Source organism: Streptomyces sp. DSM 120436, assembly GCF_055778765.1.
In genome coordinates, this window is sequence record NZ_JBSKBS010000001.1 from 1816456 (window position 1) to 1838234 (window position 21779).

The window sequence follows — 21779 nt, forward strand, 5'->3', positions numbered from 1 at the left end:
TAGCCGCTCGGGGATACTGGACCCCATGGCTTACGACGATCTTCGCTCCCTGCTCAGGGCGCTGGAGCGCGAGGGAGACCTCAAGCGCATCAAGGCCGAGGTCGACCCGCACCTGGAGGTCGGTGAGATCGTCGACCGGGTGAACAAGGCCGGCGGTCCCGCCCTGCTCTTCGAGAACGTGCGCGGCTCCGCGATGCCCCTCGCCATGAACGTCTTCGGCACCGACCGCCGGCTGCTGAAGGCCCTGGGCCTGAAGTCCTACGCGGAGATCGGGGAGAAGATCGGCGGGCTGCTCAAGCCCGAGCTGCCGCACGGCTTCGTCGGGGTGCGCGAGGCGTTCGGGAAGCTCGGCGCGATGACGCACGTGCCGCCGAAGAAGGTGAAGTCCTCCGACGCGCCCGTGCACGAGGTCGTGCTCACCGGCGACGACGTGGACCTGGAGTCGCTCCCGGCGCTCTTCACCTGGCCCAAGGACGGCGGCTCCTTCTTCAACCTGGGGCTCACCCACACCAAGCACCCCGAGAGCGGCGTCCGCAACCTGGGCCTGTACCGGCTGCAGCGCCACGACAAGCGCACCATCGGCATGCACTGGCAGATCCACAAGGACAGCCGCAACCACTACCAGGTGGCCGCGCGGCGCGGTGAGCGGCTGCCGGTCGCCATCGCCTTCGGCTGCCCGCCCGCCGTGACGTACGCCTCCACCGCGCCGCTGCCCGGCGACATCGACGAGTACCTGTTCGCCGGGTTCCTCCAGGGCAAGCGGATCGAGATGGTGGACTGCAAGACGGTCCCGCTCCAGGTCCCCGCGCACGCGGAGGTCGTCCTGGAGGGCTGGCTGGAGCCCGGCGAGATGCTGCCGGAGGGCCCCTTCGGCGACCACACCGGCTTCTACACCCCGCAGGAACCGTTCCCCGCGCTGACGATCGACTGCGTGACGATGCGGAAGCGCCCGCTGCTCCAGTCGATCGTGGTCGGCCGCCCGCCGACGGAGGACGGCCCCCTGGGCCGGGCCACCGAGCGCTTCTTCCTGCCGCTGCTGAGGATCATCGTCCCGGACATCGTGGACTACCACCTGCCCGAGGCCGGCGGCTTCCACAACTGCGCGATCGTCTCGATCGACAAGAAGTACCCGAAGCACGCGCAGAAGGTGATGCACGCCATCTGGGGCGCGCACATGATGTCGCTGACCAAGCTGATCGTGGTCGTCGACTCCGACTGCGACGTGCACGACCTGCACGAGGTCGCCTGGCGGGCGCTGGGCAACACCGACTACTCCCGCGACCTCACCGTCGTCGAGGGCCCCGTCGACCACCTCGACCACGCGTCGTACCAGCAGTTCTGGGGCGGCAAGGCGGGCATCGACGCGACGAAGAAGTGGCCCGAGGAGGGGTACACGCGCGACGGCGGCTGGCCCGACATGGTCGAGTCCGACCCGGAGACCGCCGCGAAGGTCGACCGCCGCTGGAAGGAGTACGGCCTGTGACCTCGGCCTCCGCCGCCCTCCCGCAGCAGCCGGGCCGCGCCAAGGCCTTCCTGCGTCTGGTGATGATCGAGCACTCGGTGTTCGCGCTGCCCTTCGCCTACATCGCCGCGCTCACGGCGATGTACGAGTGGGACCAGAACATCCACTGGGGGCGGCTGCTGCTGGTCACGCTGGCGATGGTGGGCCTGCGCACCTTCGCGATGGCCGCCAACCGCATCATCGACCGCGAGATCGACGCCCGGAACCCGCGCACCGCGCACCGCGAGCTGGTCACCGGCGCGATGTCGGTCAAGCACGCCTGGACCGGCGCGCTGATCGCCCTCGCCGTGTTCCTCGGCGCGGCGGCCCTGCTCAACCCGCTGTGCCTGGCCCTCGCGCCCGTCGCCGTCATCCCCATGGTGGTGTATCCCTACGGCAAGCGGTTCACCGACTTCCCGCAGGCCATACTCGGTCTCGCGCAGGCGATGGGCCCGGTCGGCGGCTGGCTGGCGATCACCGGGTCGTGGTCCTGGGAGGCGGTCGTCCTCGGCCTCGCGGTCGGCATCTGGATCGGCGGCTTCGACCTGATCTACGCCTGCCAGGACGTCGAGACCGACCGGGAGATCGGCGTGAGGTCCGTCCCGGCCCGCTTCGGCATCCCCGCGGCGATCTGGGGCGCCCGCGCCTGCCACACCGTGACGACGGCCCTGTTCGTCTGGTACGCGGTGCTCACCGACGCCGGCGCCTTCTTCTGGCTGGGCCTGCTCATCGTGGCCGCCGCCTTCGTCTACGAGCACACCATCGTCCGCCCGCACGACCTGACCCGCGTCAACCGCGCCTTCTTCAGCGTCAACGGCTTCATCGGCATCGCCCTGTTCGTCTGCGCGCTCCTCGACCTGCTGGTGCGCGGGCTCACCGTGTGAGCGGGCAGGTACAGGGGACCGGCTTTCGGGGTTCCGCCGGGCGACCGACTCCCGGCGTCCCGTCGGGTGGTGGCGGAGACCGTGTGAGCGGGCAGGCCTAGAAGACCGGCTCGCGGCGTCCCTCCGGGCGGCGGCGGAGGAGGAAGGCCGCCGCCACGCCCGCCGCCAGGCCGATCAGATGGCCCTGCCAGCTGACGCCGGACTGGGTGGGGGCGATCCCCGCGAGGATCGAGCCGCCCCAGACCGCGGCCACCAGGACGCCCACCAGCACGCCCAGCGGGCGGCGCTCGACGAAGCCGCTCACCAGCAGATAGCCGAACAGGCCGAAGATCAGGCCGGAGGCGCCCGCGGTGTTGCTGTCCGCGGGGGAGACCAGCCACACGCCCAGACCGTCCGCGACGACGATCAGCGCGCACACGACGAGGAACCGGCGTATCCCGCCGAGCGCGGCGAGGAAGCCCAGCACCAGCAGCGGCACGCTGTTGGCGGCCACGTGGGAGAAGCCGAAGTGCACGAAGGCGGACGGGACGACGTCCACCAGCTCGGACGGGGTGCGCGGCACGACGCCGAAGCCGTCCAGCGCGTGCCCGGTGGCCACGTCGACCACCTCGAGCACCCACAGCAGCGCCACCCAGCCCGCCATCAGCACGGCGGCGGCCCGCACCCGGTCGCCGCGCGACCATGTGAGACGCGTGTCCGTCATCGTCCACCCCCACGCCGGGCCGTTGTCGGGTAGAACGCCCGGCACCCCTGGGCCGGTTCCCGCCCTGCGACTTTGGATAGGCTCGGTCCCGTGAACCCAGTCAAGCCAGGAGAGACGCGGCGTACGCCTTGGATCGTGGGGGTCTCGGGCGCATCGGGCACTCCCTACGCCGCCGCCGTGCTGCGGGGGCTGCTCGCGGCGGGGGAGAGCGTCGACCTCGTCGTCAGCCGGGCCTCGCGGCTCACCCTGCTGGACGAGACCGAGATCGCCTTCCGGGACGCCCACTGGCGTGACGACCTGCGGGAATGGCTCTCCCGGGGGGCGGACGGAAAGCCGGAAACCTTCTCCGTCGACCTCGACGGCGTACGGTACTGGGCCGCCGGGGACCTCGCGGCCGGACCGTCCTCGGGGTCGTACCCGAGCAAGGGCATGCTGATCGTGCCAGCCTCCACGGCGAGCGTCGCCGGAGTGGCGCTCGGGCTGTCCAAGGACCTGCTGCAGCGCGCGGCGAGCGTCACCCTCAAGGAGGGCCGCCCGCTGGTCGTGACCGTGCGGGAGACCCCGCTGAACGGACAGACGCTGCGGCACCTGGTGACGCTGGACGACGCGGGCGCGACCGTGCTGCCCGCCTCACCGGCCTTCTACGCGGGCGCGACGCGCATCCAGGACCTGGTGGACTTCGTCGCCGGACGCGTGCTCGACACGGCGGGCGTCCCCCACACCCTGTACCGCCGCTGGGAGGGCGAACTGGGCGGCGGATCCCGCGCGGACGGCTGACCCACCCGCCCCGCGGCCCGGTGCGCCCGCCGGACCGCGGACGCACCACACGGCACCACCTCTCGGAAACTCCGTACCTCTTCAGTGGAAGGCATCGATTCGATGGACGCGGTGGACAGGCAGCTCATCCAGGCCCTGCGGGAGAACGGCCGGGCCTCGTACGCGGAGCTGGGGCGCCTCGTCGGTCTGTCGGGACCCAGCGTCACCGACCGCATCAACCGGCTGGAGGCGGCCGGCGTCATCACCGGTTACCGCGCCACGGTGGACGCCGCCTCGCTCGGCCTCGGCGTCACCGCCCTCATCGGCATCTCCCTCTCCGACGCCGCCGACCACGAGGACGTGGCGCAGCGGCTGAAGGACCTCCGGGAGATCGAGGACTGCTGGTTCATCGCCGGTGAGGACTCGTTCATGCTCAAGGTGCGCGCCACCGACGTGGACGGCCTGGAGAGCATCATCCGCCGGCTGTCCGGCACCAAGGGCGTCTCCCGCACCCGCACCACCATCGTGCTCTCCACCAAGTGGGAGAACCGCGTCGGTGAGCTGCCCGAGGAGGTCGGCTGACCGGGGCGTACGGTGGGGCGAGTCGGTCTTTCGGGAAAGAGGTAACGGCATGGACGTCGGGCTCAAGCGCGAGTTGGAGGAGAAGGTCCGCTCCGGTGAGCGGCTGACCCGCGAGGACGGCATCGCGCTCTACGAGTCGGACGACCTGGCATGGCTGGGCGGACTGGCGCACGAGGTGCGCACGCGCCTCAACGGCGACGTCGTGCACTTCAACGTCAACCGCCACCTCAACATGACCAACGTGTGCACGGCGTCGTGCGCGTACTGCTCCTTCCAGCGCAAGCCGGGGGAGAAGGACGCGTACACGATGCGCATCGAGGAGGCGGTGAAGCTCGCCGAGGAGATGCGGTCGGAGAACCTCACCGAGCTGCACATCGTCAACGGGCTCCACCCCAACCTGCCGTGGCGCTACTACCCGCGGTCGCTGCGGGAGCTGAAGGCGGCGCTGCCGGAGGTGTCGCTGAAGGCGTTCACCGCCACGGAGATCCACCACTTCGAGACGATCTCCGGGCTCGGCGCGAGCGAGATCCTCGACGAACTCATCGACGCGGGGCTCGAGTCGCTCACCGGCGGCGGCGCCGAGATCTTCGACTGGGAGGTCCGGCAGCACATCGTGGACCACGACACCCACTGGGAGGACTGGTCCCGCATCCACCGGCTGGCGCACGAGAAGGGCCTGAAGACCCCGTGCACCATGCTCTACGGCCACATCGAGGAGCCGCGCCACCGCGTGGACCACGTGCTGCGGCTGCGGGAGCTGCAGGACGAGACCGGCGGCTTCCAGGTCTTCATCCCGCTGCGGTACCAGCACGACTTCGTGGACATGAAGGACGGCAAGATCCGCAACCGGCTGCAGGCGCGGACGCAGATGGCGACGGGGGCGGAAGCGCTGAAGACCTTCGCGGTGTCGCGGCTGCTGTTCGACAACGTGCCGCACGTCAAGGTCTTCTGGGTGATGCACGGCGTGCAGACGGCGCAACTGGCGCTGCAGCACGGGGCGGACGACATGGACGGGTCGGTGGTCGAGTACAAGATCACGCATGACGCGGACGACTTCGGCACGCCGAACAAGCTGACGCGCGAGGATCTGCTGGACCTGATCCGCGACGCCGGGTTCCGGCCCGTGGAGCGGAACACGCGGTACGAGATCATCCGCGAGTACGACGGCCCGGACCCGGCCCGTCGCGAGTCGCCCCAGCCGATGCGGGTCTGACCCCGTCAGGGGGTCCTGGCCGTCGCCGTCCGCGGCGGAGCGGCGGGCCGGTCGCGCAGTTCCCCGCGCCCCTGGGGGTGCTGCGGTGACCGCGCCCCGAAGGGGCGCGGGGAACTGCGCGAGCAACCCATGACGACCCGCGCCCGGGCCGGCGTCGTGACCCCTGCGGCGGTGGCCGCCGGAATTCGACTACGGTCCTGCGGGAGTAAGGGCTAACATCCCAGCATGTCCCTTACTTTCGCCGTGGACCCCGACGTCACCCCCGCCCTCCGCGACGGCATCCTCGACCTGTGGACCGACGTCTCCAACGCCGGCGGGGCCGTCGGACACGTGCCGCCGGTGACGCGGGAGGACATCCGCCCCGGCCTGCTGCGGCAGTTCGCCGACATGACGCAGGGGCGTTCCCGGCTGGTCGTGGGGCACGACGAGGAGGGCCGGGTCGCCGCGACGGCGTTCCTCACCCGGAACGACCACCCTCTGATGACCCACTGGATCTGGCTCTACACGGTGATGGTCCACCCCCGCCACCAGGGCAAGGGGTACGGCCGCGACCTGCTCGCCGAGGCCGAGCGGACCGCCCGCACCATGGACGGCGTGCAGGCGATCCGCCTCGGCTGCCGCGGCGGTCTCGGCCTGGAGCACTTCTACGCCTCCTGCGGCTACAAGGAGGTCGGCCGGGTCCCGGGCGCGATCCGCGTGGCGCCCGGCGACGACCGCGACGACGTGATCATGCTGCTCACGCTGGCGTGAGGCCCGTACCACCCCGTACCGCCGCCCTCCCACCCCGCTGAAAGATCGACCGCCGGTCGTGCTTCACTGGACGTCGTCCCCTTACGGGATGTTTCTGACCGTACGCACGGAAGAGTGGATGAGATGCTCCGCTACACGCTGATGCGCCTCGGGATCTTCACGGGCTGCCTCGTGGTCGTCTGGGCCCTCGTCTACTCGGGGCTCGCGCCGCGCGGTCTCGGCGACTCCAACGGCCTGTGGATCGTGCTGCTCGCGCTGCTGATCTCCGCGCCGATCAGCCTCGTCGTGCTCCGCAAGGAACGGGACCGGGCCTCGGAGCGGATCGTGCGCCGCATGCAGCGCGCCAAGGCCGACCTGGAGGCCAACCGCTCCCAGGAGGACGCGGCCGACGACACGGCCCGTGCCCAGGTCCAGGCCCCGGGCCAGACGCAGACCTCGTGACCCCGTGACGTCGTGACCCCGTGACGCCGGGGCACCGTGACGTCCCTCACGTCCGCGCACCCCACGTCGGCGCCCCGGACTCCCTCTCGCCAGGGAGACCGGGGCGCTTTGCGTTCTGTGCGTGTGGCCGCCGTCACGCCTTTCAAAGCAAGACTTTGAGGTTCCCAAAGTTCAGGTGTTACGGTCGTCGGGTGAAGTCAGCAGCCGTGTTCCCCACGCCCCGGAGTGTTCCGCTCGTGGCGCGCCTGCACGTGGATCTCTGCCGGGTCACCACCGCGAACTGTCAGCCCTGACGCCGCGCCGCCCCCGAGTCCCCCGTCACATCCCTCACGCGTCCCCCTCACCGGAGCATGTCCGTGTCCTCGAACACGCAGTTGAAGCGGTCCGTCCGCGTGCCCTTCTGGGCCCAGATACTCATCGGCCTCGTCCTGGGCGTCCTGCTCGGCTGGCTCGCCCGCAGCCAGGACCTGTCCTGGCTGGTCACCACCCTGGAGAAGGTCGGCGGCACCTTCATCGGCCTGCTGAAGCTGGCCGTCGCCCCGCTGGTCTTCTTCGCGATCCTCGTCTCCATCACCAATCTCAGGAAGGTCAACAACGCGGCCCGGCTGGCCTCGCGGACCCTCCTGTGGTTCATGGTCACCTCGCTGATCGCGGTGGCGATCGGCCTGGTCATCGGCCTGGTCACCAACCCCGGCGCGGGCACCGGCCTCACCCCGGCCGACGGCAGCGTGCCGGAGAAGACCGGCTCCTGGATCGACTTCCTCACCGGCATCGTGCCGACCGACGTGATCACGCCGTTCACCGAGCTGAACGTGCTGCAGATCGTCTTCATGGCCGCCGTGGCCGGCATCGCCGCCCTGCAGCTCGGTGAGAAGGCCCAGCCGATCCTCACCCTCAGCGAATCCGTCCTGGAGCTGCTGCAGAAGGCCCTGTGGTGGGTCATCCGCCTGGCCCCGATCGGCACCGTCGGCCTCATCGGCAACGCCATCGCCACCTACGGCTGGAACCTGATCGGCCAGTACGCCACCTTCACCGCCGACATCTACGTCGGCTGCCTCATCGTCCTCTTCGGCGTCTACCCGGCGCTGCTGGCGACGGTCGCCAAGGTCAACCCGGTGCAGTTCTTCAAGGGCGCCTGGCCCGCGATCCAGCTGGCCTTCGTCTCCCGCTCCTCCGTCGGCACCATGCCGCTCACCCAGAAGGTCACCGAGCGTCTCGGCGTGCCCAAGGAGTACGCGAGCTTCGCCGTGCCGTTCGGCGCGACCACGAAGATGGACGGCTGCGCCGCGATCTACCCGGCCATCGCCGCGATCTTCGTCGCGCAGATCTTCGACGTCCCGCTCGGCGTCGGCGACTACCTGCTGATCGCGTTCGTCTCGGTGGTGGGCTCCGCCGCCACGGCCGGCCTCACCGGCGCGACGGTCATGCTGACCCTCACCCTGTCCACCCTCGGCCTGCCGATGGAGGGCGTGGGCCTGCTCCTCGCCATCGACCCGATCCTGGACATGATCCGCACGGCGACGAACGTCGCGGGGCAGGCCCTGGTCCCGGTCGTCGTCTCCGCCCGCGAGGGGCTGCTCGACCACGACAAGTACAACGCGGTCCACGCCTCCCCGGTCGACGAGACCCCCGACCCGGAGGACACCCGCCCGGTCGCCGCGACGGCCTGACCGGCCGGCGTCGCAGAGCGTCCCCAGGTCCGTTCGCGGCCTGGGGGTGCTCTTCGTCGTCCGTGGCCCTGTGAAGCCCGCCGACCGGTCTCCCGGAAAACGTGATCGCCGATGTCGGAAGCCGCTGTTAGCCTCCTGCCGCCCGGCCGTTCGGTGATCGGGCATTCCAGGGGAGGGGCTTTCGTCCGTGTCGGGAAGAGTGCGCAAAAGACGTGCGCTGCTGGGCAGTTGCCTCGCGGCGCTGGTGGCGGGGACGGTGACGCCGTCCGCCGCGTACGCGGCGGAGCAGCCGAATCTGCCGCCCGCCGTGCAGGACCTGCAGGCCCAGCCCGGGGACTGCGCGTCGGGTGACGAGCCGGCGTACGTCGGGAGTCCTCCGGTGCTCAAGGCCCGGCTGACCGATCCGGTGGAGGACGACCGCATCGGGTATCCGGAGCAGCTCACCGCCGAGTTCGAGATCTGGTGGTCCGACCTGGATGGCACCGAACAGCGCCGCTCCTGGACCACCTGGCCGACCTATGTGGACCGCGTCCACTCCATCCCCCTGCCGTCCGACATCCCCTCGGACACGGTGATCTCTTGGCACGTTCGGGCCAATGACGGAGTGGCGTACTCGTCCTGGAGCTCGGACGCGCCGGGTGCCGCCTGCCGGTTCGTCTACGACGGCGAGATCCCGGCCGCTCCCGTCGTGAGCTCACCGGAGTATCCGGCGGAGACGTACTGGGCCGGCGGAGTCGGTATCTACGGCAGCTTCACCATGGACTCCCCCTCGGCGGACGTCGTCGAGTACCGGTACACCTTCCTCGGCGGCCCGAGCGGTGCCGTGCGCCCCGCCGAGATGGGCGGACCCGCCACCGTCCGCTACGTCCCGCTGAGCAGGGGGCCGAAGACCCTCAGCGTCCAGGCACTGGACCGGGCCGGCCGGATGAGCGCGCCCACCGACTACACCTTCCACCCGGACGCGGCGAGCGCCCCCGTCTCCCGTTGGAAGCTCGACGACGAGGCCGGCTCCACCACGGCGGCGGCCGACGCGGGAGAGGCGGCGCGGGCAGGACGTGGCGTGACCTTCGCAGGCCCCGCGCCCTCAGGGACCCCGCTCACGTCCACGGCCACCCTCGACGGCAGCCGTTACGGCTTCCTCACCACCGACAGCCCGGCGGTCGACAGCGGCGGAACCTTCGCCGTCGGCGCCTGGGTGCGCCCGGCACGGGACGACCGTTCCATGACCGTGCTGAGCCAGGACACGGCATCCGGCGCCGCCTACGCGCTGGCGCTCGAGGCCCCGCGGAATGCGAGCGCCTCCTATTCCTTCGTCCTCGGCGACACGAAGATCACCGGCGGAACCCCCGAGGCCGGCGAATGGGCTTACCTGCTGGGGCTCTACGACACCGAGACCGGGTACGCCCAGCTCTTCGTCAACGGCCACGAGGTCGGCACCAAGGCCGAGGCCGCTCCGGTCAGGGCGGACGGCGCCTTCCAAGTCGGCCGGATCCTGGGTCCGCACGGTTACCGCCAGCGCTGGCACGGCGAGATCGGCGACGTCCGGGCGTACGACCGTCTCGTCGTCCCGAGCGAGGTGACCGAACTGGCCCATCGCAAGCCGAAGTTGCTGGGGCACTGGTCGTTCAGTACGGCCGACGACGGCACCACGCCCGAGAACGCGGGGGGAGCGCCCCTGCGACTCGCGCCGGGTGCGTCGATCCACCGCGGGCCGGACAGCTGCGCCCCCGACATCGACCCCGACTGCCCGTGGCAGCCGTATCCGCTGGTCGGCGAAGGGCACCTGCAATTGGACGGTGAGAGCGGTCACGCGGCCCTCGACACACCCGTCGTCGACACCGGTGACAGCTTCACCCTCGGAATCGTCGTGCGGATCGCGCAGGAGGACGCCACCCGTCCGATGACGGTGCTGTCCCAGGCTGGCGAGCACACCGACGCCTTCAAGCTGCGCTACGACCCGGCGCGGTACGCCTGGCAGCTGATTATGCCGGAGCGGGACGAGGCCGGCGCACCGGAGACGGTCGTCACGCAGCTCACGATGCCGGACGGCGCCAGCGGTCAAGGCACGCGGCTGGCCATCGTCTACGACGACGCGACCGACACGGTCACGCTGTATGCCGACGGCTACACCGAGGCGGACGCCACCGCCCACGTCCGGGACGGCTGGACGAGCGACGGTCCGCTCCAGGTGGGCCGTGCCCGCACGGCCGACGGCTGGGACGAACACCTGAAGGGACAGGTGGACGAGCTCCAGGCGTACGCGGGCGCCCTCAAGGAAGCCGACGTGATCGGCCTGGGCTGGGAAAGCGATCCCTGCCTCTGCTGACGCCTCCGCGACCGCGCCGAGGGGCGCATCCCGGCAACGAGACACGGGTGACCGTTGCTGGGGTGCGCCCCTTCCGCAGGTTCGCTTTCGTGGTGTGTGATCACCGGACCACACGATTCCCCGCCGTCCAGTGCGGGGACGGCACCACAGGCGAAGGGGGACCCCGTGGCACGTACGCGGGCGCAGAGCCTACGCAACGTCGCACAGTCGGTCGTCGGCGGCGCGGATCCGCGCGCCGCGGCCCGTGAGGAACTGCACCGCCGCATCGGAGGCGGCGGTGTGCCGTCGTCGGCCGGCACGCGCGGGGACACGGGCGAGGACGAGCGGTTCGAGACGGGCGAGGGCATGGATCCGGCCGACTTCCCGGCCGCCCGGGAGCAGGACGGCAGCTCCGTCGACACCGTGATGCGGCAGAAGACCGTGTCGCTGGACGAGGCAGGCGAGGCGCTGAGCCGCAGCGAGCAGCTGCGGGAGGACGGGGAGACGGTGCACGCCATCTACCCGATGGTGATGCCCAAGGGCCGTTCCCTGCTGTCCATGCTGCCGGTCCTGTCGCTGCTGGTGGTCGGGCTGATCGGCACGTCGGTCGTGTCCGCGGCCGGCGGGTGGAGCGTGACCCAGCCGCTGTTCGGGCTGCACTACTGGGTGATCGCGGTGGCCGCCGTCGCGTTCGTGTGGTGGCGGCAGGGTCTGGTCATGGTGCCGGACGGCTGCCAGGCGATGATCACCCGCTTCGGCAAGCTGGAGAAGGTCGTCGGGCCCGGCCGGGTGACCCTGATCAGCCCGTGGAAGCGGGTGTCGTACATCGTCAACACCACCCGTGAGTACCCGTTCAACGCGCCGGTGCGGGAGGCCCCCACCAAGGGCGGTGTGAAGGCGTCCATCGACCTGTTCATCCAGTTCCGGATCAGCGACCCGGTGGAGTTCGTCTACACCCTCGGCGCGGTGCGCGGCTTCGAGGAGAAGCTGGGCAACGCGGTCAGCGAGACCATCCGCAGCCTGATCTACGAGCAGGAGGCGGCCGGCATCTACGACATGGTCGGCGAGGACAGCGGGCGGCTGCTGGAGCAGCTCAACCAGCAGTTCCGCCCGGCCGTGGAGCTGACCAACGCCAACATCACGCACGCCGAGCCCTCGGACCGCCGCTACCGGATGGACCTGGCCGCGCCCGAGATGGTGCGCATGGCCAAGGAGGCGTACACGCACGAGTACGCGCTGCAGTTGCGCAAGGAGCAGGACGAGGGCGACCTGAACCGCGAGCTCGCCTCCAGCCAGGAGACGCTGTCCGCGATCCAGGCCGACATCGCCCAGTACCAGGCACAGATGGACACCGCCGTGGAGCGCGAGACCAACCGCGCGGAGGCCCTCGCCCGCCAGCGTTACGTGCAGGCCGAGTCGGAGGCCAAGGCCAACGCGGCGCTGCTGGAGGCGCAGGCCCTCGACATCCGCGCGGTGACCGCCGCGCAGGCCCCGGAGATCCTGGAGTACCGCTACCAGCAGCAGGTGCTCGACACCCTGGAGCAGGTCGCCGACCACCTGCCCCGGCTGGTGCGCATCGGCGGCGGCGACGGCGGCGGGGCCGCCGGGATCGACTTCCTGGAGCTGGCGCGCGAGCTGGTCGGCGAGCGCGGCGCGGAGCTGTTCGGCGACGCGGAGATGGCCGCCGTGCGGGAGCGGCTGGCGGAGGTGTCCGAGCGGATCGCCTCCCGTGAGGAGGAGATCGCCGCGCTGCTGGAGGCCGAGCGGCCGACGGTCGTGCCGCAGATGCCCGACGAGCCCGGCGAGTCCGGCGCGGGCGTCACGAACGAGGTGCCCGAGGGCGCCGCAGCAGGCGACGAGTCCGGGTCCGGGTCCGGGTCCGCCGAGGAGGTCCAGCCGTGAGTTCCGTCCGCAGTCACCGTCGTTCGGTCATCTCCGAGGCCGTCGCGCCCTGGGGTGACATCGCCCGCCTGCTGCGCGGCGGCGAGGCCGGCACCCTGCTGCCGGTCATCATCCCCAAGCACCGCCGCCGCCTATGGTGGATGCTGCCGCTCTGGGCCGGCGGCTACGCCCTGCTGACGGGCGTGATGCTGACGCTGAAGGAGTCCGGCTCCGACGGGCTCGGCGGCATGGCCGCCGGCGCCCTGGCCGCCTTCTCCTACGTCGTCGGCGTGCTGCTGCTGGTGATCGGCGGCCTGTGGTGGTGGCGCTCCTCGATCGTCGAGATCGAGCAGGGCACCCACGGGGTGCTCACCCGGTACGGGGCCGTCGTGCGCACTCTGGACGCGGGCCGGCACTACCTGTGGCACCCCTGGTCGCGGGTGGACTTCGTCGTCGACACGGCCACCGAGATCCCGTACTCGGCGCCCGTCATGGCCTGCCCGACGCAGGAGAACGTGCCGCTGCGCTCGATCGAGTTCTTCCTGAAGTTCCGCATCACCGACGCGGTGCTGTTCGTCCGCACCATCGGCGCGGGCAACTTCGACCTGGTGCTGTCCAGCGCCGTGCAGGACGCGATCCGGCAGCGGGCCCGCAAGGTGCGCACCGAGCGCGCCTACGACCTGCGCGGCTCGGACGTGGCCGACATGCAGGACCTGCTCAACCGCCAGCTCGACCGCTACGGCGTGCGGATCACCGGCTGCAACATCCCCGACGTGCAGCTCCCGGCGCAGTACCAGCAGCACCTGGCCACCCGTGAGCAGGTCGCCAAGGAGCGCACCGCCTACGAGCAGGAGTGGGGCCTGATCCGCAAGCGCCGCATCGACAGCCTGGGCATGGACATCGAACGGGCCAAGAAGATCCGCGACGCCCGGATCGTCGAGGTGCGGGCGGCGCTGAACCGGGCCCGCGAGGAGGTCGCCCAGCTGCTGGAGCGGCAGGAGACCGAGGCCCAGCGGGTGCGCTTCGAGATCGAGACGCGCGGCCGCAGCGGTCTCATCGCCGCCGAGAACGAGGCCCGCGCCCAGCAGGCCCTCGCCCAGGCGTACCGGGACAACCGCGCGGTGCTCCAGTACGAGCTGGCCCGCAGGCGGCTGGAGGTGGGCTCCCGGCTGGCCGGGAAGGCGCCGCGTCCGGTGGTGGTGCGCACCGACGGCGGCACCGACACCTCGGCGCTGTCGACGCTGTTCACCGCGCAGCTGCTGCCCCGGCTCACCTCGGGCGACCGGGCGCCGGCCGGCGGCCTGGTCCGGCCGGCCGAGGACGGTGGCCACGACCCGCAGTAGCGGCGGACCGTACGCTGTGTCCCATGGGTGCCGTGAAGACGAAGCGGATGCCGCGTGCGGTCCGTGAACAGCAGATGCTGGACGCAGCCGTACGCACCTTCGGACACCGGGGGTACATGGCCGCGTCGATGGACGAGATCGCCGAACTGGCGGGCGTGTCCAAGCCGTTGGTGTACCTGTACCTCAACTCCAAGGAGGACCTGTTCACCGCGTGCATCCGCCGGGAGGCCAGGGCGCTCACCGAGGCGGTGCGCGCGGGGGCCCGGCCCGGACTGCCGGCGGACCGGCAGCTCTGGTCGGGCCTGACCGCGTTCTTCACGCACACCGCCCGGCACCCCGACGGCTGGGCGGTGCTGCACCTCCAGGCGCGCACCCACGGCGAGGTGTTCGCCGCCGAGGTGGCCGAGATGCGCGCGGAGATCGTCGCGTTCGTGACGCAGCTCATCCTGGCCGCCGCGCGGGAGGCCCACCGGGACCCCGATCCGCGGGAGGCGGAGGTCTCCGGGCTGGCGGAGGCGCTGGTCGGGGCCGCCGAGTCGCTCGCCGACTGGGCCAACGCCACCCCCGGCGTCACCGCCCGGCAGGCGGCCACGACGCTGATGAACTTCGCGTGGGCCGGGCTGGGCGACCTGATGGCCGGACGCCACTGGACGCCACCTGATGACGACACCGGGGACGGGGACGTTCCGGAGGCTCGGAGTGCGGTCGCCTCGCCGGTGAGGTGAGTCCGGCTGCGGCTCTTGCGCCGGGGGACTGTGCTGGTGGGGTGTGCCGGGTCGCGGCTGTGCGGGGACGCGGGCGTTGCTGAGCGCGGCCACTTCACCGGTGAGGTGAGTCTCGCCGCCCTTCCCCCCGCACAGGATGACGCGGACGGCGCCGGCGCGGGCGGACCCGACCGGTGAGACAGATCCTTCCGCGGCCCCGCGCAAGGGGCCGCGGAAGGCGTCAGAGCGGGCGTACCTCACCGGTGAGGTGGACCCTGCCGCGGCCCCCGCGCAGGGCGAACCGCCCGCCGTGCGCCGTGTACGTCACGGTGCCGGGCAGCAGCACCGGCGCCCGGAAGTCGGCCCGCACCCCGGCCGCGTCCGGGGTGCCGTGGGCGGCGAGGCAGCGGGCGACGGTCCACATGCCGTGCGCGATGGCGCGGGGGAAGCCGAAGAGGCGCGCGGTGAGCGGGTGCAGGTGGATCGGGTTGCGGTCGCCGGACGCGGCGCCGTAGCGGCGGCCCAGGTCGCCGGGGAGCCGCCACTCCTCGACGGCGGGCAGCTCGGGCTCCTCCACCCGGGCCGGCTCCCTCGAAGAAGTCGTTCTGTGCCGGGCCAGGTAGGTGCTGCGCGACTCCCACACCAGCTCGTCCTCCGCGCGCAGTTCCGTGACCACGGCGGCCTCGGTGCCGCGCCGGTGCGGGGCCAGCCCGTCGACGTGCACGGTGAGGTCGTAGCGGGCGTCGGACGGGGTCGCGCGGTGCCGGGTGATGCCGATCGACGTGTGCACGAGGCCGAGCAGCGGGAGCGGGAAGTCCCGGGCGCTCATCAGCCGCATCGCCAGCGGGAAGCCCAGCACGTGCGGATACGTCACCGGCAGGGTGTCCGCGCCGGCCGGGAAGCCGCACACCCGCGCGTACGCGGCGAGCCTGGCGGGGTCGGGGCGCAGGCCCGGCAGGACCAGCCGGGTGCGGGGGTGCGCGGCGGCGGGGTCCGGGCGCCGGAAGGGCGACAGGAGCGCGCCGCGGGCGAGCAGCGGGGGGAGGGACGGGGTGCGGGAGAGCACGGCCACGGCCTGCTCCGGCGGGGTCGCTGGCACGGCGGTCACGCCCCCAGCAGGCTCTGGCCGCAGACGCGCACGACCTGGCCGTTGACCGCGCCCGAGCCGGGGTGGGCGAACCAGGCGGTGGTCTCGGCGACGTCGACGGGCAGGCCGCCCTGGGCGAGGGAGTTCATCCGGCGTCCGGCCTCCCGGATGAAGAGGGGGACGGCGGCCGTCATCTTGGTCTCGATGAAGCCGGGCGCGACCGCGTTCACCGTCACCCCGTGCTCGGCGAGCGCCCGGGGCGCCAGGGCGCGGACGAGGCCGGTGACACCCGCCTTGCTCGCGCCGTAGTTGGTCTGGCCGGCGTTCCCGGCGATGCCCGCGATGGAGGCGGTGGCGACGATCCGGCCGTCGCGGCGCAGCGCCCCGGCCTCCAGCAGCGCGTCGGTGGTGCGCAGCACGCTCGCCAGGTTCACCTCCAGCACCGAACTCCAGCGGTCCTTCGCCATGTTGACCAGGCGGCGGTCGCGGGTGACGCCGGCGTTGTGGACGAGCACGTCCAGCCCGCCGAGGAGCGCCTCGGCGATGCGGGCGCCCGCGTCGGCCGCGGTCATGTCGAGCAGCAGCACGCCGCCGCCGATGCGTTCGGCCACCCGGCGGGCGTCCTGCTCGGCCTGCGGGACGTCGAGGACGACCACCTCGGCGCCGTCCCGGGCCAGGGTCTCGGCGACGGCCTCGCCGATGCCCCGCGCGGCGCCGGTGACCAGGGCGGTGCGGCCGGCCAGGGGGCGGCCGGCGTCCTCGGGGGCGGGGCTCTCCCGGTCGCCGACGGCGATGACCTGGCCGCTGACGTAGGCGGACTTGGGAGAGAGCAGGAAGCGCAGGGTGGACTCGGCGGCGGGGGCGTCGGTGAGACGGACCAGGTTGACGGTCCTGCCGCCGCCGATCTCCTTGCCGAGGGAGCGGGTGAAGCCCTCCAACGCCTGCTGGACGGCGGCCTGGTGGTGGTCGGCGGCGTCGAGCGGAGCGCCGAGCACGACGATCCGGCCGCTCTCGGCGACGGACCGGACGACGGGGTGCAGGGCGGCGTGCACCCCGTCGAGGTCCTCGACGGTGCGCACCCCGGTGGCGTCCAGGACGACCGCGGCGGGCTTCCCCGCGGCCTCGTCCGCGGGGAGCCCGGTGCGGGCGAGGACGGGGGCGAGGTCGAGGCGGGAGGCGCCCGCGGTGAGGTGGAGCAGTCCGCCGTCCAGCGCCGGGCGCTCCGGTGACCAGCGGCGCAGCGGGGCGGGGCGGGGCAGCCCCAGACGGCGCGTGAGGAAGCGGCCCGGCGCGGTGCCGGTGAAGCTCAGATAGCGGTCGGCCATCGGGGACTCCCAGGTGTGCGGACGAGGGGCTCACTCAATGCTTACTCTGGAGTAAGGTTACTGGAGGTAAGCCTATGTCACGGTGGAGGAGCAGGTCGAGATGAGCACCCTGAAACCGGCAGCGGCCCGGCGCGTCGCGGTCATCGGCGGCAGCCGCGTCCCGTTCGCCCGCTCCGACGGGCCCTACGCCACCGCCTCCAACCAGGAGATGCTGACCGCCGCCCTGGACGGCCTCGTCGAGCGGTACGGGCTCGAAGAGCCGGGCGCGGTCGGGGAGTTCGTCGCCGGTGCGGTCCTCAAGCACAGCCGCGACTTCAACCTCGCCCGCGAGACCGTCCTCGGCTCCCGCCTCGACCCCCGCACCCCCGCCTACGACGTCCAGCAGGCCTGCGGCACCGGACTCCAGGCGGTCGTCGCCGCCGCCAACAAGATCGCCCTCGGCCAGACCGAGGCCGCGGTCGCGGGCGGCTCCGACACCGCGAGCGACGCGCCCCTCGGCGTCAACGACGCCCTGCGCAAGGTGCTGTTGGAGGCGCGCCGCGCGAGGTCGCTCGGCGCCCGCCTCAAGGCGCTCGCCAAGGTGCGCCCCGGCCACCTCGTCCCCGACATCCCGCGCAACGCCGAACCGCGCACCGGGCTGTCCATGGGCGAGCACGCCGCCGTCACCGCCCGCGCCTGGGGCATCACCCGCGAGGCCCAGGACGAACTGGCCGCGGCCAGCCACCAGCGGCTCGCCGCCGCGTACGAACGCGGCTTCTTCCAGGACCTGGTGGTGCCCTTCCGCGGCCTGGTCCGCGACCAGAACCTGCGCCCCGGCTCCACGGTGGAGAAACTCGCCGCGCTCAAGCCGGTGTTCGGCCTCGACCGGCCCGGACCCACCATGACGGCGGGCAACTCGACCCCGCTCACCGACGGCGCCGCCGTCGTCCTGCTGGCGAGCGAGGAGTGGGCCGAGGAGCGCGGTCTGGAGCCGCTGGCCTACCTCACCGCGTACGAGACCGCCGCCGTCGACTTCGTGCACGGCGACGTCGCCGACGGCGAGGACGGCCTGCTGATGGCCCCGGCGTACGCGGTCCCGCGCATGCTGGAGCGGGCCGGGCTGGACCTGGAGGACTTCGACCTGATCGAGGTGCACGAGGCGTTCGCCTCCCAGGTGCTGGCCACCCTGGCCGCCTGGGAGAAGCGCGGCCTGCCGCCCGTCGACCGGTCCCGGCTCAACGTGGCCGGTTCCTCGCTCGCCACCGGCCACCCCTTCGCCGCCACCGGCGCCCGCATCGTGGCCACCCTCGCCAAGCTCCTCGCCGAGCGGGACGCCCCCGGCCGCGGGCTGATCTCGATCTGCGCGGCCGGCGGACAGGGCGTCACGGCCGTCCTGGAACGACCCTGAGCGGGGCCCCGAGCGGGGCCCTGAGCAGGACCCCGAGCGGGGCCCGTCCCGGCCCCGGACGGGGGCGTACCGGAGTGACCCTCGCGTAACCGCCGACACTGCACACGCTCGGTCCCGGTCCACCCCCGAACCGGCACGAACCCCTCACGCCCGAGCCGTACGATCCCCGCACCGGCCGGCGGTGTCCCGAGCCGCGGACGCCGCCGGTGAGCGCCCCGGCGTGCGCGGCACGTACGCCATGGCCTCCCGCAGTTCGCCTGCACGCCCCAGGAGCCGCCCGTGTCCTCCCCGCACCACGCCACCGCTCTCGACGCCGACGTCCACGGGGCGCCCGTCCTCGTCCCGCCGGCCACCCGCCGGCGGGACGGGATCGTCCGGGAGGCGTCCGTGCCGCCGTTCGCGCGTCCGGTGCGGCACGGCTCCCTCGCCGACCTGCCGTTCGAGAACGCGAGCACCGCACCCGGCGACGTCGTGCTCAGCCGGAAGACCGCGGACGGCTCCTGGCGCGACGTCACGGCGCGGCAGTTCGCCGCCGAGGTCCTCGCCGCCGCCAAGGGACTCGTCGCCGAAGGGCTCACGCCGGGCGACCGGATCGCCGTCATGGCCCGCACCGTCTACGAGTGGACCCTCCTCGACTTCGCCGCCTGGGCCGCCGGCCTGGTCACCGTCCCCGTCTACCCCACCTCGTCCCCGTACCAGGCCCGCTGGATCCTCCAGGACTCCGGCGCCGTCGCCGTGATCACCGAGACCGCCGCCCAGGCCGCAGCCCTCGGCCCGGAGCTGCCGCGCCTGCCCGACCTGCGGCACGTGTGGGTCATGGAGAGGGGCCACGTCGAGGCCCTCGCGGACGCCGGGGCCCACGTACCCGGCCACGAGATCGAGGTGCGCCGGGGCATGCTCGGCCCCGACACCCTCGCCACCCTCGTTTACACCTCCGGCACCACCGGCCGCCCCAAGGGCTGCGCCCTCACCCACGGCAACTTCTTCGCCGAGGTGGACAACGCCATCGAGCTGCTCCACCCCGTCTTCCGGGACCGCACGAACGACGAGGCGTCCGTCCTGCTCTTCCTGCCCATGTCGCACGTCTTCGGCCGCATGGTCGCCGTCGCCTGCGTCCGCGCCCGGGTGCGGCTCGGGCACGCGCCCAGCCTCGCCGCCGAGGACCTGCTGCCCGACCTGGCGAGCTTCCGGCCCACCTGCCTGCTCACCATCCCGTACATGCTGGAGAAGGTCTACAACACCGCCCGCGCCAAGGCCGAGGCGGGCGGCCGGCAGTCCACCTTCGACCGCGCGGCCACGGTGGCCCGCCGCTACGGCGAGGCCCTGGAGGCCCGGCGGACCGGCACCGGCGACGGCCCCTCCCGCTCCTTGAAGGCGGCCCGCGCCTTCTACGACCCGCTGGTCCACCGGAGGATCCGCACCGCCATGGGCGGCAGGGTCCGCTACGCCGTCTGCGGCGGCTCCCCGCTGGGCCGCCGCCTCGCCGCCTTCTACGCCGGGGCCGGCATCGAGATCTTCGAGGGCTACGGCCTCACCGAGACCACCGGCGCCTCGACCGTGACGCCCCCGCTGAAGCCCCGCCTGGGCACGGTCGGCTGGCCGCTGCCCGGCACGAGGATCCGCATCGCGGCGGACGGCGAGGTCCTGGTCGCGGGCGAGCACGTGCTGCGCGGCTACTGGAACCCGCAGGCGGGCGGGATCGTGCCCGCCACCCGGGACGGCTGGTTCGCCACCGGCGACCTCGGCGCACTGGACGACGAGGGCTATCTGACCATCACCGGCCGCAAGAAGGAGCTGATCATCACCGCGGGCGGCAAGAGCGTCGCCCCGGCCCCGCTGGAGAACTGGCTCCGCTCCCACCCGCTGATCTCCCAGGTGATGATCCTCGGCGACCACCGTCCCTACGTGAGTGCCCTGATCACCCTCGACCCCGACGGCATCGCCCACTGGCGCCGGATGAACGGCAAGCACCCCGTCCCCGCGGAACTCCTCGTCGACGACGAGGAACTGCGGGCGGTCCTCCAGCGCGCCGTCGACGAGGCCAACAAGATGCTGTCCCGCCCGGAGTCCATCCGCCGCTTCGCCGTCCTCCCGGTCGACCTCACCGAGGAGTCCGGCCACCTGACGCCGTCGATGAAGCTGCGCCGCGAGGCCGTCCTGCGGGACTTCGCGGACGACGTGGAGGCGCTGTACGGGGGGTAGCCGGCGGTCAGGCCTGCTCTTCGCCGGGCACGCGGGCTATCAGGAAGGCCTGCGGGGTGGGCTCGCCCCGCAGGGCGTCGGCCTCCCGGACGGTGCGCTGCACCACGGTGAAGCCGGCCGCCTCCAGCAGCTCCGCGATCCGCTCCGGCCGCATCCGCCGGAAGTCGAGGGTGACCGGGTGGCCCCAGGGGTGCACGTGCCGGCGCGGCTCGTCGCCCACCGGGAACGCCAGCAGGAGCAGTCCTCCGGGCGCCAGCACCCGGCGGAACTCGGCGTACACGGCCGGCAGGTCCTCCGGCGGCGTGTGGATGGTGGAGTACCAGGACACGAGCCCGGCGAGGGAGCCGTCGGGGTGGTCCAGGGCGAGCATCGACCCCTGCTCGAAGCGCAGTCCGGGGTTCTCCCGGCGGGCGATCGCCAGCATCGACTCCGACAGGTCGACGCCGTGGACGTCCGGGCCGAGCGAGGCGAGGAACCCGGTCACCCGGCCCGGACCGCACCCCACGTCGGCCACCGGCGCGCCCTCGCCGACCAGTTCGGCGAAACCGGCCAGCACGGCCCGGTCCAGCGGTGTGGCGGCGGGATGGTCCCGGAACGCCTCGGCGTAGTCCTCGGCGATCGCGTCGTAGAAGGCGCGGGTGGCGCGGACGTGCTCCGGCTGCTCGGTGTGCGCGGGTCGGCTCGTGGTCATGGGCGGAACGCTACCGGGGGTCACTGACAGCCCGTCAGGCGCCGCGTCGCCCTACGCCACCCCGGCGGCCCGCAGCACCGCCGTCGCCGCCGCGGCACCCAGCACCACCACGGCGAACGGCGCCCGGCGCCACGCCAGCACCCCGCCCACGGCCACCCCGGCCGGGCGCGCCCACCCGGCGAACTCCCCGCCCTCGCTCAGCGCCCCCGTCGCCAGCAGCGCCACCAGCAGCACCACCGCCCCGGCCGACAGCAGCACGCGCACCCGGTCCGGCAGCTCCACCCGCCCGTGCAGCGCGGGCCCCACCAGCCGGAAGGCGTACGTCCCCACCGCCAGCGCGAGCACCATCACGGC

At 72.6% G+C, this 21779-nt stretch carries 20 protein-coding genes; 15 read left to right on the forward strand and 5 right to left on the reverse strand.

The annotated features are described in order from the left end of the window. Nucleotides 1-25 precede the first annotated feature (25 nt). Together ACWH4W_RS08330 and mqnP are read left to right on the forward strand one after the other, a co-directional pair. A complete protein-coding gene (locus ACWH4W_RS08330; protein WP_473075165.1) occupies nucleotides 26-1483 on the forward strand; it encodes a menaquinone biosynthesis decarboxylase in 1458 nt (485 codons plus the stop codon). Continuing rightward, nucleotides 1480-2385 carry a menaquinone biosynthesis prenyltransferase MqnP gene (gene mqnP, locus ACWH4W_RS08335; RefSeq protein ID WP_473075166.1) on the forward strand — a complete coding sequence of 302 codons (906 nt, stop codon included), beginning with the start codon at nucleotides 1480-1482 and terminating at the stop codon, nucleotides 2383-2385. Before ACWH4W_RS08330 ends, mqnP begins: the two co-directional genes overlap by 4 nt. A gap of 97 nt (nucleotides 2386-2482) precedes the next feature. Here the strand turns inward: mqnP and ACWH4W_RS08340 are convergent, their stop codons facing one another. Then, nucleotides 2483-3088 (reverse strand): rhomboid family intramembrane serine protease, encoded by a 606-nt coding sequence (locus tag ACWH4W_RS08340; RefSeq protein WP_473075167.1) that lies wholly within the window; start codon nucleotides 3086-3088, stop codon nucleotides 2483-2485. A gap of 90 nt (nucleotides 3089-3178) precedes the next feature. Between ACWH4W_RS08340 and ACWH4W_RS08345 the strand changes: the two genes are divergently transcribed. From ACWH4W_RS08345 to ACWH4W_RS08395, 11 genes are all read left to right on the forward strand, one after another. Beyond that, a complete protein-coding gene (locus ACWH4W_RS08345) occupies nucleotides 3179-3865 on the forward strand; it encodes a UbiX family flavin prenyltransferase (RefSeq protein WP_473075168.1) in 687 nt (228 codons plus the stop codon). A 102-nt stretch (nucleotides 3866-3967) separates the two neighbouring features. After that, nucleotides 3968-4426: an Lrp/AsnC family transcriptional regulator gene (locus ACWH4W_RS08350; protein WP_473075169.1), complete on the forward strand. Its 459-nt coding sequence runs from the start codon at nucleotides 3968-3970 to the stop codon at nucleotides 4424-4426. Nucleotides 4427-4475: 49 nt separating this feature from the next. Next, nucleotides 4476-5639 carry an aminofutalosine synthase MqnE gene (mqnE, locus tag ACWH4W_RS08355; protein ID WP_473075170.1) on the forward strand — a complete coding sequence of 388 codons (1164 nt, stop codon included), beginning with the start codon at nucleotides 4476-4478 and terminating at the stop codon, nucleotides 5637-5639. Nucleotides 5640-5864: 225 nt separating this feature from the next. Continuing rightward, a complete protein-coding gene (locus ACWH4W_RS08360) occupies nucleotides 5865-6389 on the forward strand; it encodes a GNAT family N-acetyltransferase (protein ID WP_473075171.1) in 525 nt (174 codons plus the stop codon). A 123-nt stretch (nucleotides 6390-6512) separates the two neighbouring features. Beyond that, on the forward strand, nucleotides 6513-6830 hold the full coding sequence (locus ACWH4W_RS08365; protein ID WP_473077446.1) for a DUF4229 domain-containing protein: 318 nt from the start codon (nucleotides 6513-6515) through the stop codon (nucleotides 6828-6830). A 206-nt stretch (nucleotides 6831-7036) separates the two neighbouring features. Then, nucleotides 7037-7123 (forward strand): putative leader peptide, encoded by an 87-nt coding sequence (locus tag ACWH4W_RS08370; RefSeq protein ID WP_354670993.1) that lies wholly within the window; start codon nucleotides 7037-7039, stop codon nucleotides 7121-7123. Between the two features lie 57 nt (nucleotides 7124-7180). Continuing rightward, entirely contained in the window at nucleotides 7181-8500 is a 1320-nt protein-coding gene (locus tag ACWH4W_RS08375; RefSeq protein WP_473075172.1) for a dicarboxylate/amino acid:cation symporter, read from the forward strand. Nucleotides 8501-8699: 199 nt separating this feature from the next. Further along, entirely contained in the window at nucleotides 8700-10826 is a 2127-nt protein-coding gene (locus ACWH4W_RS08380) for a LamG domain-containing protein (protein WP_473075173.1), read from the forward strand. Nucleotides 10827-10991: 165 nt separating this feature from the next. Continuing rightward, nucleotides 10992-12707, forward strand: coding sequence for an SPFH domain-containing protein (locus ACWH4W_RS08385; RefSeq protein WP_473075174.1), 1716 nt, complete (start codon nucleotides 10992-10994; stop codon nucleotides 12705-12707). Further along, complete coding sequence (locus ACWH4W_RS08390; protein WP_473075175.1) at nucleotides 12704-14029, forward strand: SPFH domain-containing protein; 1326 nt, start codon at nucleotides 12704-12706, stop codon at nucleotides 14027-14029. The genes ACWH4W_RS08385 and ACWH4W_RS08390 overlap by 4 nt, the downstream gene beginning before the upstream one ends. Before the next feature lie 23 nt (nucleotides 14030-14052). Next, nucleotides 14053-14754 (forward strand): TetR/AcrR family transcriptional regulator, encoded by a 702-nt coding sequence (locus tag ACWH4W_RS08395; protein WP_473075176.1) that lies wholly within the window; start codon nucleotides 14053-14055, stop codon nucleotides 14752-14754. A gap of 220 nt (nucleotides 14755-14974) precedes the next feature. On the opposite strand, the gene ACWH4W_RS08400 is transcribed toward ACWH4W_RS08395, so the two are convergent. Beyond that, nucleotides 14975-15841: a MaoC family dehydratase gene (locus tag ACWH4W_RS08400; RefSeq protein WP_473075177.1), complete on the reverse strand. Its 867-nt coding sequence runs from the start codon at nucleotides 15839-15841 to the stop codon at nucleotides 14975-14977. Continuing rightward, on the reverse strand, nucleotides 15838-17145 hold the full coding sequence (locus ACWH4W_RS08405; RefSeq protein ID WP_473075178.1) for a 3-oxoacyl-ACP reductase: 1308 nt from the start codon (nucleotides 17143-17145) through the stop codon (nucleotides 15838-15840). Before ACWH4W_RS08405 ends, ACWH4W_RS08400 begins: the two co-directional genes overlap by 4 nt. Before the next feature lie 100 nt (nucleotides 17146-17245). On the opposite strand from ACWH4W_RS08405, the gene ACWH4W_RS08410 reads away from it, so the two are divergent. After that, a complete protein-coding gene (locus tag ACWH4W_RS08410; protein ID WP_473075179.1) occupies nucleotides 17246-18532 on the forward strand; it encodes an acetyl-CoA C-acetyltransferase in 1287 nt (428 codons plus the stop codon). A gap of 279 nt (nucleotides 18533-18811) precedes the next feature. Continuing rightward, nucleotides 18812-20734, forward strand: a complete 1923-nt coding sequence (locus ACWH4W_RS08415) for an AMP-dependent synthetase/ligase (protein WP_473075180.1) — start codon at nucleotides 18812-18814, stop codon at nucleotides 20732-20734. A 7-nt stretch (nucleotides 20735-20741) separates the two neighbouring features. Here ACWH4W_RS08415 and ACWH4W_RS08420 read toward each other — a convergent pair whose 3' ends face one another. Further along, a complete protein-coding gene (locus ACWH4W_RS08420) occupies nucleotides 20742-21425 on the reverse strand; it encodes a class I SAM-dependent methyltransferase (protein WP_473075181.1) in 684 nt (227 codons plus the stop codon). Between the two features lie 51 nt (nucleotides 21426-21476). Continuing rightward, complete coding sequence (locus ACWH4W_RS08425; RefSeq protein ID WP_473077447.1) at nucleotides 21477-21773, reverse strand: AzlD domain-containing protein; 297 nt, start codon at nucleotides 21771-21773, stop codon at nucleotides 21477-21479. Nucleotides 21774-21779: the final 6 nt, after the last annotated feature.